This window comes from Brevundimonas sp. LM2, from assembly GCF_002002865.1.
Lineage (GTDB): Bacteria > Pseudomonadota > Alphaproteobacteria > Caulobacterales > Caulobacteraceae > Brevundimonas.
In genome coordinates this window covers 1,373,700-1,385,878 of record NZ_CP019508.1, presented here as the reverse complement: position 1 = coordinate 1,385,878, position 12,179 = coordinate 1,373,700, and the positions used below count along the sequence as shown (strand labels likewise).

Annotated in this window: 12 protein-coding genes; 6 read left to right on the top strand and 6 right to left on the bottom strand. The window is 68.4% G+C overall.

Annotated elements, in window-relative coordinates; translation table 11 throughout:
* Positions 1-20 precede the first annotated feature (20 nt).
* Positions 21-326: a 30S ribosomal protein S10 gene (gene rpsJ, locus BZG35_RS06750; RefSeq protein WP_003164367.1), complete on the bottom strand. Its 306-nt coding sequence runs from the start codon at positions 324-326 to the stop codon at positions 21-23.
* Positions 327-684: 358 nt separating this feature from the next.
* Positions 685-1,629 carry a GIN domain-containing protein gene (locus BZG35_RS06745; RefSeq protein ID WP_077354959.1) on the bottom strand — a complete coding sequence of 315 codons (945 nt, stop codon included), beginning with the start codon at positions 1,627-1,629 and terminating at the stop codon, positions 685-687.
* Between the two features lie 183 nt (positions 1,630-1,812).
* Here BZG35_RS06745 and BZG35_RS06740 point away from each other — a divergent pair, with 183 nt between their 5' ends.
* The 4 genes from BZG35_RS06740 (at position 1,813) to BZG35_RS06725 (ending at position 5,975) form a co-directional block, all read left to right on the top strand.
* A complete protein-coding gene (locus BZG35_RS06740) occupies positions 1,813-2,181 on the top strand; it encodes a YciI family protein (RefSeq protein WP_077354958.1) in 369 nt (122 codons plus the stop codon).
* A 2-nt stretch (positions 2,182-2,183) separates the two neighbouring features.
* Complete coding sequence (locus tag BZG35_RS06735; protein WP_077354957.1) at positions 2,184-3,446, top strand: RNA polymerase sigma factor; 1,263 nt, start codon at positions 2,184-2,186, stop codon at positions 3,444-3,446.
* Positions 3,443-3,946, top strand: a complete 504-nt coding sequence (locus tag BZG35_RS06730; protein ID WP_077354956.1) for an FKBP-type peptidyl-prolyl cis-trans isomerase — start codon at positions 3,443-3,445, stop codon at positions 3,944-3,946. The genes BZG35_RS06735 and BZG35_RS06730 overlap by 4 nt, the downstream gene beginning before the upstream one ends.
* 91 nt (positions 3,947-4,037) lie before the next feature.
* Entirely contained in the window at positions 4,038-5,975 is a 1,938-nt protein-coding gene (locus tag BZG35_RS06725) for a M61 family metallopeptidase (protein ID WP_077354955.1), read from the top strand.
* 24 nt (positions 5,976-5,999) lie between these two features.
* Here the strand turns inward: BZG35_RS06725 and BZG35_RS06720 are convergent, their stop codons facing one another.
* The 3 genes from BZG35_RS06720 to BZG35_RS06710 all read right to left on the bottom strand — a co-directional run bounded on the left by BZG35_RS06720 (position 6,000) and on the right by BZG35_RS06710 (position 10,845).
* The gene (locus BZG35_RS06720; RefSeq protein ID WP_077354954.1) at positions 6,000-6,794 is read right to left on the bottom strand and encodes an aminotransferase class IV; all 795 of its coding nucleotides are present in this window, start codon (positions 6,792-6,794) and stop codon (positions 6,000-6,002) included.
* Between the two features lie 174 nt (positions 6,795-6,968).
* Positions 6,969-9,740: a DNA gyrase subunit A gene (gene gyrA / locus BZG35_RS06715; protein WP_077357901.1), complete on the bottom strand. Its 2,772-nt coding sequence runs from the start codon at positions 9,738-9,740 to the stop codon at positions 6,969-6,971.
* 196 nt (positions 9,741-9,936) lie between these two features.
* Positions 9,937-10,845 (bottom strand): DMT family transporter, encoded by a 909-nt coding sequence (locus BZG35_RS06710; RefSeq protein WP_077357899.1) that lies wholly within the window; start codon positions 10,843-10,845, stop codon positions 9,937-9,939.
* Positions 10,846-10,942: 97 nt separating this feature from the next.
* On the opposite strand from BZG35_RS06710, the gene BZG35_RS06705 reads away from it, so the two are divergent.
* The gene (locus tag BZG35_RS06705; protein WP_077354953.1) at positions 10,943-11,206 is read left to right on the top strand and encodes a hypothetical protein; all 264 of its coding nucleotides are present in this window, start codon (positions 10,943-10,945) and stop codon (positions 11,204-11,206) included.
* 26 nt (positions 11,207-11,232) lie between these two features.
* Positions 11,233-11,589 carry a type II toxin-antitoxin system VapC family toxin gene (locus BZG35_RS06700; RefSeq protein ID WP_171981899.1) on the top strand — a complete coding sequence of 119 codons (357 nt, stop codon included), beginning with the start codon at positions 11,233-11,235 and terminating at the stop codon, positions 11,587-11,589.
* A gap of 19 nt (positions 11,590-11,608) precedes the next feature.
* On the opposite strand, the gene ssb is transcribed toward BZG35_RS06700, so the two are convergent.
* Positions 11,609-12,103 (bottom strand): single-stranded DNA-binding protein, encoded by a 495-nt coding sequence (gene ssb, locus BZG35_RS06695; RefSeq protein WP_077354951.1) that lies wholly within the window; start codon positions 12,101-12,103, stop codon positions 11,609-11,611.
* Positions 12,104-12,179: the final 76 nt, after the last annotated feature.

The following is a 12,179-nucleotide window of genomic DNA, read 5'->3' as shown; positions in this document are numbered from 1 at the left end:
CGGATCCCGCCTTTGTTTCTTTAAATCTTGATCTCGACGTCCACGCCGGCGGACAGGTCGAGCTTCATGAGCGCGTCCACGGTCTGCGGGGTGGGGTCGACGATGTCGAGGACACGCTTGTGCGTGCGGATTTCAAACTGCTCGCGCGACTTCTTATCGACGTGCGGCGAACGGTTCACGGTGAACTTTTCGATCAGGGTCGGCAGCGGGATCGGACCACGTACAGTGGCGCCCGTGCGCTTAGCCGTATTCACGATTTCGCGCGTCGAAAAGTCGAGGACGCGGTGATCGAAGGCCTTGAGCCTGATGCGGATGCTTTGATCCATATCGGTCGTATTTCCCAAGCAGGCGAACCTGCGTCCCTGTGAACCATTTCAAAGACCGGAGGCCTTCGGGCACGAATGCCCTCAGAGTACGCACGTCCGCAAAAACGATCGGCCCACGCAGTCGCCCGCGAGAGCCGTTGAAGTCCTTGGTCGCTGCAAAGAACAGGTCCGAGGTCGTTCCTGCGAACCGCGTCTGCAGCCTGAGCTGCACTGCCGGTCCAACAAGAGTTGGCGCTTATGACGATTGAGTCTGGTTTCGTCAAGCGCGCTGAACCGTCCCGGACCGGTTTCGGTGGAAAAACGGCCCGGGGGGTTCCACGCACCCGGGCCGTCTCCCGCCAGCACGCCGATCGGGGGATCAGGTGCCGATGCGAACCCGTCCGCCGCCCATGACGGACTGGGAGACCGAGCCGGTGACCCGGCCGACGGTGACGTCGCCGCCGCCGACCAGGCTGGCGTCCAGGCTGGCGACCGTCCCGGTCACCGTCACATTGCCCGAGCCGGCGATGGCGGCTTCCAGCGGTCCGGCGTCGCCCTGGATGACGATGTCGCCCGAGCCGCCGATCGAGGCCTCGACCGAGCGGGGCCGGCCGCCGTTGACGCGCACGTCGCCGGATCCTCCGATGGCCGCCTCGACCGCACCTGTGGCCGTGGCCACGATGACGGTGCCCGATCCGCCGATGGAGGCGTCCAGATCGCCGGTCGCCCCGGCCGTGACACGGCCCGATCCGCCGATCCCGACCTCCAGGCTGCCGGTCGTCCCGACGCGGATATTGCCGGAGCCGCCGATGGAGAGGTCGGCGTGGCCCGGGGTGTTGGCCACCGTCCAGTCGCCACAGCCCCCGGCGCCCAGTTCGATGGAGGTCGCGCCCCGGCCGATGGCCCCGTAGATGGCCGAGTCGCGGGTCGAGACGTCCACGACGCGCGGCGTCCGCACGACGATCAAGGGCGCCGCGGACAGGTCCAGCCGATCCTTGCCGCGGATGTCGACCGAAGCGCCCTCCCCCGGCTGGCGGGCGGTCGGCGGACCACTGCGGCAGTTGCGAATGGGATCGCGCCCCAGTTGACCGTCGATCCGGGTCTGATTGCCGACGCGCGTGACCGTCGGCAGGGGCAGGCCGCCGCTACCCGGCTCGATCTCGACCGCGACATCGGTGCGGTCCTCGACGATCACCACGACCCGCGCCGCGGCCCGGCGGATGTGCACCTCGGGCCCCTCGGCGGCCGAGGCGGGGACGGCGGCCGACAGGGTCGCGGCGAGCGCGGCGGCCAGGGCGAGGGCGGCGGTGGCGGTCTTGGTCATGTGGTTCCTCCCAGATGTTGGGTGAAACCTGATCCCCTCCCCCCACGGTGTCATTTTAACTCGACGTCATGACGCCGATTTAATCCGCCCGGCCTGTCGATTCGCCGGTCTCTCGCGCGTCTGTCGGATGTCGTGCAGGATCGGAGCGTCCGATCAGGCGACCGAAACCCGGAGGCTGACCCCATGCAATACGCCCTTCTGATCCACGAACCCGAGGCCGAGTCCTATCCGGACGGCGAGGCCAGCCCGGCCTGGAAGGCCATCCTTGAGGCCCACACCCAGTACGGCATGCAGATGGGGGAGGCTGGCGTCTTCGTCGGCGGGGCGGGGCTGAAGTCGGCGACGACCGCCACCACCGTCCGGGTGACGGCGTCCGGCCGCACCGTCCACGACGGACCCTTCGCCGAGACGCGCGAGCAACTGGGCGGGCTCTATATGATCGACGTGCCCGATCTGGACGCCGCCATCGACTGGGCCAGACGGCTGCCGATCGCGGGCAACGGCGCGGTCGAGATCCGCCCGATGCTGCCGCCCCCTCCCATTCCGGACTGAGCTTGAACCTGCTGGAACAGACGTTCCGGCAGGCCGGCGGCCGGGTGGTCTCCGCCCTGGCCGCCGCCTTCCGCGACCTCGACCTGGCCGAGGAGGCCTTCGCCGAGGCCTGCGCCCGGGCGGTCGAACGCTGGGGCGAGGACCCACCCGCCGACCCGGCCGCATGGCTTTATACCGTGGCGCGTCGCTGGGCGCTGGATCGGTATCGCCGCCGCGCCACCGCCGCCGCCTGGCGTCCGGACGATGCGCCGCCCGAGCCCACGCCCGAGGATCATGCGATGGCGTGCGACACGCCCCTACCCGACGAGCGGCTGCGGCTGATCTTCGTCTGCTGCCACCCCGCCGTCGCTCCCGAGGTGCGCGCGGCCCTGACGCTGCGCACCGTCTGCGGCCTGTCCACCTCGGAGATCGCCGCCGCCTTCCTGATCGCCGAGCCGACCCTGGCCCAGCGGCTGGTCCGGGCCAAACGCAAGATCGCCGAGGCGGGCGTGCCCTATGACGTGCCGGCGCCCGACCGCTGGCCCGAGCGGATGGACGCCGTCCTGTCCACCCTCGAGATCGCCTATGCCCAGGCCCATGCCGATGCGGCGGGGGCCGGGCCCCACGCCGATTTCGCCGGCGAGATGCTGAACCTGACCGGTCTGCTCGCCCGTCTCGCGCCGCACGATGCGGAGGCCCAGGCCCTGGCCGCCACGGTCCGCCATGCCGAGGCCCGCCGCCCGGCCCGACTGGGTCCCGACGGGGCCATGGTGCCCCTGACCGAGCAGGACCCGGCCGACTGGGACGCCAGTCTGATCGCCGAGGCCGACCGGTTCCTGTCCCGTTCCGTCACCGCGTCCCATGCGGCGCGCCGAGCCCCCGGCCCCCGCGCCCTGCAGGCGGCGATCCATGGGGCCCATACCGAGCGGATCAGAACCGGCCGAATCGACTGGCGCTCCATAGTCGACCTCTATGACCGCCTGGTGCAGGTGCGTGACGACCCCGTGATCCGCACCAACCGCGCGGTGGCCCTGGCCGAGGTCGAAGGCCCCGCCGCCGCGCTCGAGGCCCTGCTCGGTCTCCAGATCGACGGCTGGCTGCCGCTCCATGCCGCCCGCGCCGAGATGTTCGCCCGGCTGGGCCGAGACACGGACGCCCGGCAGGCCTACGACGCCGCCCTGGCGTTGGGGCCGTCGCCCGCCGAGGCCCTGTTCCTGACGGCGCGTCGCGACCGGTTGGGGCCGGGCTTCGCAGGGCGCGGAGACGCTGCTAAGCCTGTCGCATGAAGCTGATCGCCCCTGCCCTCGCCGCCCTGGCCCTCGCCGCCTGCGCCACGGCCCCCGCGCCGACACCCGCTCCGGCGGCCTACTCCACCCAGGCCGAGTATGACGCCGGACAGGCCGCCTATCTGGCCTGGAACGGTCAGCGCCGCGGCTGGACCACCACCGCCTCCGGCCTGCAGTACCGCCGCGAGGGCCGCGCCCGTCCCAACGGGACCCAGCCGTCGGCCACCGACACGGTCAAGGTCCACTACCAAGGCACCTTCATCGACGGCCGCACGTTCGACAGCTCCTACGATCGGGGCGAACCCGCCGAGTTCCCGCTGAACCGGGTGATCAAGGGCTGGACCGAGGGCGTCGCCCTGATGCGCGTCGGCGAGACCTGGCATTTCGCCATCCCGGCCAGCCTGGGCTACGGCGAACGCTGGGTCGGCGGCGACGAACTGCCGCCCAACTCGACCCTGCTGTTCAAGGTCGAGTTGCTGGAGGTCGCACCGGCCCGCTGACCCTCCGCGACCGGAGGGAATGCCGACGCTTGACGATCCGGCCGCACCGGCGCGATGTGCGCCCCTGTTCATCCCCGGAATCGCCACACCCATGAAGCGCCTCGCCCTCTCCGCGTGCCTCGCGACCCTGCTGCTCGCCTCGGGCACCGCCGTCGCCCAGATCGCCCCGTATCCGGGCCATCCCGCAACGCCCCAGCCGATCCCGGCGGTGGTCGACCGGGCCTGGCCAGGCGTGGTGCGGCTGGAGGTCGACGCCACAGACCTGAACCGTCGCATCTATCAGGTGCGCGAGACCATTCCGGTCGAGGGCGCGGGGCCGATGACCCTGTTCTTCCCGCAATGGCTGCCGGGCAACCACGGGCCGGTCGGGCCGATCGTCCAGCTGGGCGGTCTGATCTTCACGGCCAATGGCCAGCGCGTGGAGTGGGTGCGCGATACGCTCAGCCCCTACGCCTATCATATCGAGGTGCCGGCCGGGGCGACCGAGGTAGTCGCCACCTTCCAGCACCTGTCGCCGACGACGAGCGCCCAGGGCCGGATCACGATGACGGCCGAGATGCTGAACGTGCAGTGGGAGAAGATGCTGCTGTATCCGGCCGGCCGCTTCCACCGGAACATCACGACCCAGGCCAGCATCACCCTTCCCGAGGGCTGGCAGTTCGGCACCGCGCTGGAGACGGAGTCGTCGGCCGGGGCCACCACCACCTTCAAGCCCGTGTCGCTGGACGTGCTGGTCGACAGCCCGATGTTCGCGGGTGAGCACTATCGGCAGATCGACCTGGATCCGGGCGGCCGCTCGCCGGTGCGGCTGAACATCGTCGCCGACGAGGCCTCCAACATCGCTCCGACCGACGACCAGATCGCCATCCTGCGGACCCTGGTCGATCAGGCCGACTATCTGTTCGGCGCACGGCACTACGACCACTACGATTTCCTGATGGCCATGACCGACCGCCTGGGCGGGATCGGGCTGGAGCACCACCGCTCGTCCGAGAACAGCGTCGATCCCGAGTTCTTCACCTCGTGGGAGTCGAAGCTGGGCGACCGCGACCTGCTGGCCCACGAATACACCCACTCCTGGGACGGCAAATACCGCCGCCCGGCCGGTCAGGACGTCGCCAACTTCAACCTGCCGATGCAGAACACCTTGCTTTGGGTCTATGAGGGTCAGACCCAGTTCTGGGGCAAGGTGCTGGCCGCGCGCTCGGGCCTGCACAACCGCCAGCAGGCGCTGGACGCCCTGGCCATGGACGCGGCCACCTATGACAACACGGTCGGGCGCGAGTGGCGCGCGATGCAGGACACCGTCAACGATCCGATCATCCAGCAGCGCAGTCCGCTGGGCTGGCGGGCCTGGCAGCGCAGCGAGGACTACTACGTCGAGGGCCAGCTGATCTGGCTGGATGCCGACACCCTGATCCGCGAGAAGACCAACGGCCGCCGGTCGCTGGACGATTTCGCCAAGGCCTTCTTCGGCATGAACGACGGCGACTACAGCGCCAATCCCTATACGTTCGACGAGGTGGTCGCGCGGCTGAACGGCGTGGTCGAGCACGACTGGGCGACCTTCCTGCGCACCCGCCTGGACGGCCACGGCCCGGGCGCCCCGCTGGATGGCCTGACGCGCGGCGGCTACCGGCTGGTCTACACCGACACCCCAAGCGACTATCAGAAGACTCTGTTCACGGAGTATGGCCGCAACGACTACACCTATTCGCTCGGCTTCCAGACCAGCGCCACCAACCAGATCGGCAGCGTGATGTGGAACAGCCCGGCGTTCGTCCAGGGCCTGGCCCCCGGCATGCAGATCATCGCGGTCAACGGCCAGGAAGCCTCGGCCTCGCGCCTGTCCAACGCCGTCACGGCGGCCAAGGGCACGGACGAGAAAATCGAGCTGATCGTCAAGGACGGCACGCATTTCCGGACCGTGACCTTCGACTATCACGACGGTCTGAAATACCCGCACCTGGAGCGGATCCAGGGTACCCCCGACCGGCTGGGCGACCTGTTCACCGCCCGACGTCGATAGACCCGACAGCGTCCGGTCGAGCCGTCAGATCGGCTCGACCGGGTTGGCGGCCCAGGCGTGGCGCAGGCGCTCCATCAGCGCCGGCTGGCCGTGATAGGCGTGGTCGTCGATACCCGTGACCGGACAGGCCGGGGTCGCGCTGTTGCAGATGAAGGCGGCGTCGAACTGGGTGAGGTCGGCGACCCGGACCGGCTCCGTGCGCTCACCTAGCCCCACCGCCGACACACCTCGGGCGATCAGGGTCTGGGCCACGCCCGCCAGCATCGGGGCCTGAGGCCAGACCACGGTGTCGCCGGCGACGAAGCCGACGTTCCAGCTGCTGCCTTCGGAGATCACGCCGTCCGCATCCGCGAACAGGGCGTCGTCGAAGCCGTCCGTCTGCGCCAGCCGCCGCGCCCGGATCAGCCCCATGTTCGCGGTGTGTTTGATGTGGGGCACCTCGCGCCCGTAGGTCTGCACCTGCAGACGCAGACTCTCGGCCAGGGGCGGCGGCGGGGGCGAGACCGTGGTCATGACCTTCGGCACACCGATGCTCGACGGCATCCGGGGCCGAATGTCTGGCGAGAACAGGCTGAGCCGCACCCAGGCCGCGTCACGCTCGGACAGAGCCGCTCGCAAGATCTCGCGTAACCGGCCCTCACCCACCGCTGCGCCGAACACCTCGCGCGACGACGCCTCCAGCCGCGCCAGATGCAGGGCCAGGCCCCGCACGCCGCCGTCCTCGAGCCGAAACGAGGTGTAGGCCCCGTAGTTGACCGTCGCGAGATAGTGGAGATCCTCCTCGCTGGCGGGCCGGCCGTCGATGAGAAGGGTGGTCATCGCTCCCTCTCCCAGAGGGAGAGGGCTTGAGCACACGACGGCGCAGCCGGCGTTCTTGTGCGAAAGGGTGAGGGGTTACAGTGGGAACGGGACGCACCGGAACCCCTCACCCTTTCGGCTAAGGCGCATCGCTGCGCTCTGCGAGCCTCAAGCCCTCTCCCTCTGGGAGAGGGATTACTCCTCGCCACCCTCATCAACCTCGGCAACCTCGTCGACCCCGCCCGTGTCCGCCAGCCGCTCGACCGACACGACCCGTTCGCCCTCGGCGGTGCGGAAGATGGTCACGCCCTGCGACGAGCGGCCGACGATGCGGACCTGGCTGACGCGGGTACGGATCATCTGGCCGCTGGAGGTGACCAGCAGCAGGTCGTCGCTCTCCTCGACCGGGAAGGCGGCGGCCAGGCGCTTGCCGGCGCGCCCGCCCAGCCCGTGGGCCGTCAGCCCCTGCCCGCCCCGACCGGTGCGGCGGTACTCATAGGCCGAGGACCGCTTGCCGAAGCCGGTCTCGGTGACCGTCAGGATGAACTGTTCGGCGGCGCCCAGCTCGGCGATGCGCTCGACCGACAAGGCAGCGTCGCCGGTGCCTTCGACCTCGTCGCCCTCCTCCTGAGTGACTTCGACAGCCGTGTCGTCCTCGCCCTCAGCGACGCCTTCGGTGGCGCGGCGCATGGCGTTGGCGTGCTTCACATAGGCGGCCCGCTCGTCCGGCGTCGCATCGACCCGGCCCAGCACGGCCATGGAGATGACCACGTCGTCGCCCTGCAGCCGCACGCCGCGCACGCCGGTCGAGTCCCGGCCCTTGAACACGCGGACGTCGTCGGCCCTGAAGCGGATCGCGCGGCCGCCCGACGTGGTCAGCAGGACGTCGTCCTCGGCGGTGCACAGGGCCACGCCGACCATGTGGTCGCCGTCTTCCAGCTTCATCGCGATCTTGCCGGCCCGGTTGACGGTGGCGAAGTCGCTGAGCTTGTTGCGGCGCACGTCGCCGGAGCGCGTCGCGAACATGATGTCGTAGTCGCCCCAGGTCGTCTCGTCCTCGGGCAGGGGCAGGACGTTCATGATGCTGTCGCCCGGTTCGATCGGCAGCAGGTTGACGAAGGCCTTGCCGCGCGAGGTCGGCGCGCCCAAGGGCAGACGCCAGACCTTCAGCTTGTAGGCCTTGCCGTTGGTGGCGAAGAACAGCACCGGCGTATGGGTCGAGGCCGAGAAGACGCCGGTGATGGCGTCCTCGTCCTTCATCGTCATGCCGGACTTGCCCTTGCCGCCGCGATGCTGGGTCCGATAGGCGTTCAGGGCGACGCGTTTGACATAGCCGCCGTGGGTCACGGTCACGACCATGTCCTCGCGCGGGATCAGGTCCTCGTCCTCCAGTTCGAAATCGCCCTCGCCGATGACCGTGCGGCGCGGGACGGCGAACTGGGTGCGGATATCCAGCAGGTCCGCGCGGATGATCGCCAGGATGTTCTTGCGGTCCGACAGGATGGTCAGGTGGCCCTGGATCGTGTCGGCCAGGCCGCGCGCCTCGCTGAAGATGTCGTCGCGGCCGAGGCCGGTCAGGCGGCTGAGCGTCAGGCCCAGGATGGCGCGGGCCTGTTCGTCGGTCAGCTTCAGACTGTCGCCGTCGATCAGCACGCTGCGCGGATCGGCGATCAGCTCGACCAGGGCGATCATGTCGCCGACAGGCCAGGCCTTGGCCTGCAGCCGCTCGCGCGCCTCGGCCGGATCGGCCGACGAACGGATGATGTGGATGACCTCGTCGATATTGGCCACGGCCACGGCCAGGCCGACCAGGACGTGGCCGCGGTCGCGGGCCTTAGCCAGCTCGAACTTGACCCGCCGGACCACCACCTCCTCGCGGAAGTCGAGGAAGACCTCCAGCATCTTGCGCAGGCCCATCTGCTCGGGCCGACCGTGGTTCAGGGCCAGCATGTTGACGCCGAACGAGGACTGCATGGCGGTGTAGCGCCACAGCTGGTTCAGGATCACGTCACCCGACGCATCGCGCTTCAGCTCGATGACGATGCGCATGCCGGCGCGGTCGGATTCGTCGCGGACGTCGGAAATGCCTTCGAGGCGCTTCTCGCGCACCATCTCGGCGATGCGCTCGATCAGGGTCTGTTTGTTGACCTGGAACGGCAGCTCGGTGACCACGATGGCCTCGCGGTCCTTGCGGATCGTCTCGACCGAGGCGACGCCGCGCACCACGACCGAACCCCGCCCGTCGCGCAGGGCGTTGCGCGGGGCCGTGCGGCCCAGGATCTCGCCGCCGGTCGGGAAGTCGGGACCCGGCACGATGTCGAGGATGGCGTCGTCGGACATCTCCGGATCGTCCAGCAGGGCGATACAGGCGTCGACGATCTCGCCGAGGTTATGGGGCGGGATGTTGGTGGCCATGCCCACGGCGATGCCGCCCGCGCCGTTGACCAGCAGGTTCGGGATCCGCGCCGGCAGGACGACGGGCTCCAGCTCCTTCTCGTCGTAGTTGGGCTGAAAATCGACCGTGTCCTTGTCGATGTCGGCCAGCAACGCCACGGCCGCCGGAGCCATCCGCGCCTCGGTGTAACGCATGGAGGCCGGCATATCCCCGTCGACCGAGCCGAAATTGCCCTGGCCGTCGATCAGCATCAGCCCCATCGAGAAGGGCTGGGCCATGCGGACCAGGGCCATGTAGACCGAGGCGTCGCCGTGCGGGTGGAACCGGCCCAGCACGTCACCGACCACGCGCGCGCATTTCGAATACGACCGGTCCGGCGTCATGTTCAGGTCGTGCATCGAATACAGGATGCGGCGGTGAACCGGCTTCAGACCGTCGCGCGCGTCCGGAAGGGCGCGGCTGACGATCACGCTCATCGCATAGTCGAGGTAGGAGCGTTTCAGCTCGTCCTCGATCGAGATCACGGAGATGTCGCCACCCGGATCGAAGGGGCCTCCCGAGGGGGCAGGCAGGGGCGCGTCGTTGTCGAAGCTGTCGTCAGTCAAGGAAATCTGGCTTTAAATGGCCGGAATCGGAACGTGATCCGCTGCGTGGTTTTCTAGCATCCGGGGGGCCTCAAAGCAAAGTTTGGCGGGCCTTTTCCGGGATCGGGCCTCATCCGTGACAGGACGAAAACGGCCCGTCGGCCCAGAAGGAGACGTCGCGTCCTCAGGCCTTGGCGGCTCCGGCGCGCAGCCCCCGCTCGGCCAGGGCGACGACGGCCACCCCGCCCATGGTCAGGGCCGACCCCGCCAGGATCTGCGGCGTCAGCACGTCGCCCATCCACCCCCAGCCGATCGCCATCGAAACGACCGGCGTGGCCAGGAAATAGGGCGTCACCCGCCCCGCCTGCCGCTTCTGCACCAGCCAGAACATCAGGCTGGTGGCGATGACCGAAGAGATCACGCCGGCCCACAGCAGACAGGCCCAGATCAAGGGCGTTGCCTCCTGGATCGCCTCGACCTGACCGGTCTCGGTGAAGGCGGAGCCCGCCGCCAGGGTCGGCAGGGCGAACAGGGCCAGCAGACCCTGCATCTTCAGCGGCGGGATCGAGGTCGTGCGCCGGGCGATCACCGTCGTCATGCCCCAGCAGGCGCTGGCCGCCACCCCGAGGGCGATGGCCTTCCAGTCCTGGACGGCATGGGCATCCAGCGACATCCAGGCGACCCCGGCCAGCGCCAGCACCAGACCGGCGATGCTGAAGCGCGTGAGCCGTTCGCCCAGAAGCATGAAGGCGAACAGGGCCGTGAAGGGGATCCACAACTGGGTCGCCACCGAGACCGGTCCGACGTCCTGCGCCAGCCAGAAGGCCAGATAGATCAGCCCGTAGTGCAGCGGCCCGCCCAGGATCACGATGATCGCCAGCGACTTCCAATTGGGAAACGGGGGCCGCACGAACGGGATCAGACATAGGGCGGCGATGGCGAACCGTACCGCCCCGGTCATCAGCGGCGGCAACACCTCGGTCGCCACCTTGGCGGCCGCATTGTTGGCCCCCCAGATCACGACGATCGCGACGATCGCCCCGATCTCGAGCAGGGTCAGCGGGCTGTGGGGCTTGTCGGGAATCGCGGACACCGTCGCCTCATGGCACGATCCCGCCGGCAAGGCGCGTCACACTGGGTGACGGGGCGTTTCCGTTGACATGTACATATCTCAGCCGCAACCTGTGCATATGCTGGAGATCACGGCCACGGATCTGAGAAAGGACCTGTTCAGGGTCCTTGACCGCCTTGCGGCGGGCGAGGAGGTGCGCGTGCGGCGCAAGGGGAAGATGATCCACTTGAAGGCCGCGCCCCCAAGCGACCACGCGCTCACCGAGCACCAGAGAAAGTTTCAGGCCGGGCTGGATCGCGGGGTGCGCGAGGATTGGGCCGACTACGACGCCGGTGACATTCTCGACGGACGCCATATCGAATGGACGCCTGAGGACACCTGACGCTGGCTATCCATCTCGACACCCATGTGCTGATCTGGCTATCGCAAAGGCGCGCCAGGGTGTTGGGCACTCACGCATTTCAGCTGGCTAGCCGGCACGACTGGATCGTCTCGCCGGCCGTCCTGCTTGAGCTCGAAATCCTGCACGGAATCAAACGGCTCAAGGTAGCGCCTGACCAGGTCTTCGAGGCGGCACGAGAGATCGGCGATCTGACGCTGTCTACTGCGGCGTTCGACAAGGTTGTCCGCGACGCACGTGGCTTGGCCTGGACCCGCGACCCTATCGACCGGCTGATCACGGCACATGCCATTCTGGACGGCGCAAAACTCCTGACCGCCGACCAAACTATCCTGGCCCATTTCAAGGACGCCGTCTGGGACTGACGACGTCCTTGAAGGTCGCTTAGAACGGAATGTCGTCGTTCAGGTCATAGCTCTCGCGCGGACCGGACGGCTTGTTGGCCCCGCCGGTCGAGAAGCCCGATGAGTAGTCGTCGTCATTGGATCGGCCGCCGCCGCCTTGCGACGCGCCGCCACCGCCGCCGTCGCGACCGCCCAGCATGGTCAGTTCGCCCTTGAACTTGCCGACGACGATCTCGGTCGAATATTTCTCGACCCCGTCCTTGTCGGTCCATTTGCGGGTCTGGAGCGCGCCCTCGATATAGACGGTCGAGCCCTTTTTCACATAGTTTTCAACGACCTTGACAATATTGTCGTTGAAGATCACGACCCGGTGCCATTCGGTCTTCTCTTTGCGCTCGCCGGAGGACTTGTCGCGCCAGGTCTCGGACGTGGCGATCGACATATTGGCGATCCGGTCGCCGTTCGGCATCGACCGGATCTCGGGATCCCGGCCCAGGTTGCCGACCAGGATGACCTTGTTGACGCTTCCCGCCATGATTTTGGTTCTCTTTCTGCAATCGCGACCGCACGGGCCAGCCCTGTGCGATCGTTAACACTTGTTCTGTTTTCGT

What these genes read in the sequence shown, in the direction of transcription:
- rpsJ (WP_003164367.1), bottom strand. Translation starts at nt 326, where the DNA reads ATGGATCAAAGCATCCGCATCAGGCTCAAGGCCTTCGATCACCGCGTC.
- BZG35_RS06745 (WP_077354959.1), bottom strand. Translation starts at nt 1,629, where the DNA reads ATGACCAAGACCGCCACCGCCGCCCTCGCCCTGGCCGCCGCGCTCGCC.
- BZG35_RS06740 (WP_077354958.1), top strand. Translation starts at nt 1,813, where the DNA reads ATGCAATACGCCCTTCTGATCCACGAACCCGAGGCCGAGTCCTATCCG.
- BZG35_RS06730 (WP_077354956.1), top strand. Translation starts at nt 3,443, where the DNA reads ATGAAGCTGATCGCCCCTGCCCTCGCCGCCCTGGCCCTCGCCGCCTGC.
- BZG35_RS06725 (WP_077354955.1), top strand. Translation starts at nt 4,038, where the DNA reads ATGAAGCGCCTCGCCCTCTCCGCGTGCCTCGCGACCCTGCTGCTCGCC.
- BZG35_RS06720 (WP_077354954.1), bottom strand. Translation starts at nt 6,794, where the DNA reads ATGACCACCCTTCTCATCGACGGCCGGCCCGCCAGCGAGGAGGATCTC.
- BZG35_RS06705 (WP_077354953.1), top strand. Translation starts at nt 10,943, where the DNA reads ATGCTGGAGATCACGGCCACGGATCTGAGAAAGGACCTGTTCAGGGTC.
- ssb (WP_077354951.1), bottom strand. Translation starts at nt 12,103, where the DNA reads ATGGCGGGAAGCGTCAACAAGGTCATCCTGGTCGGCAACCTGGGCCGG.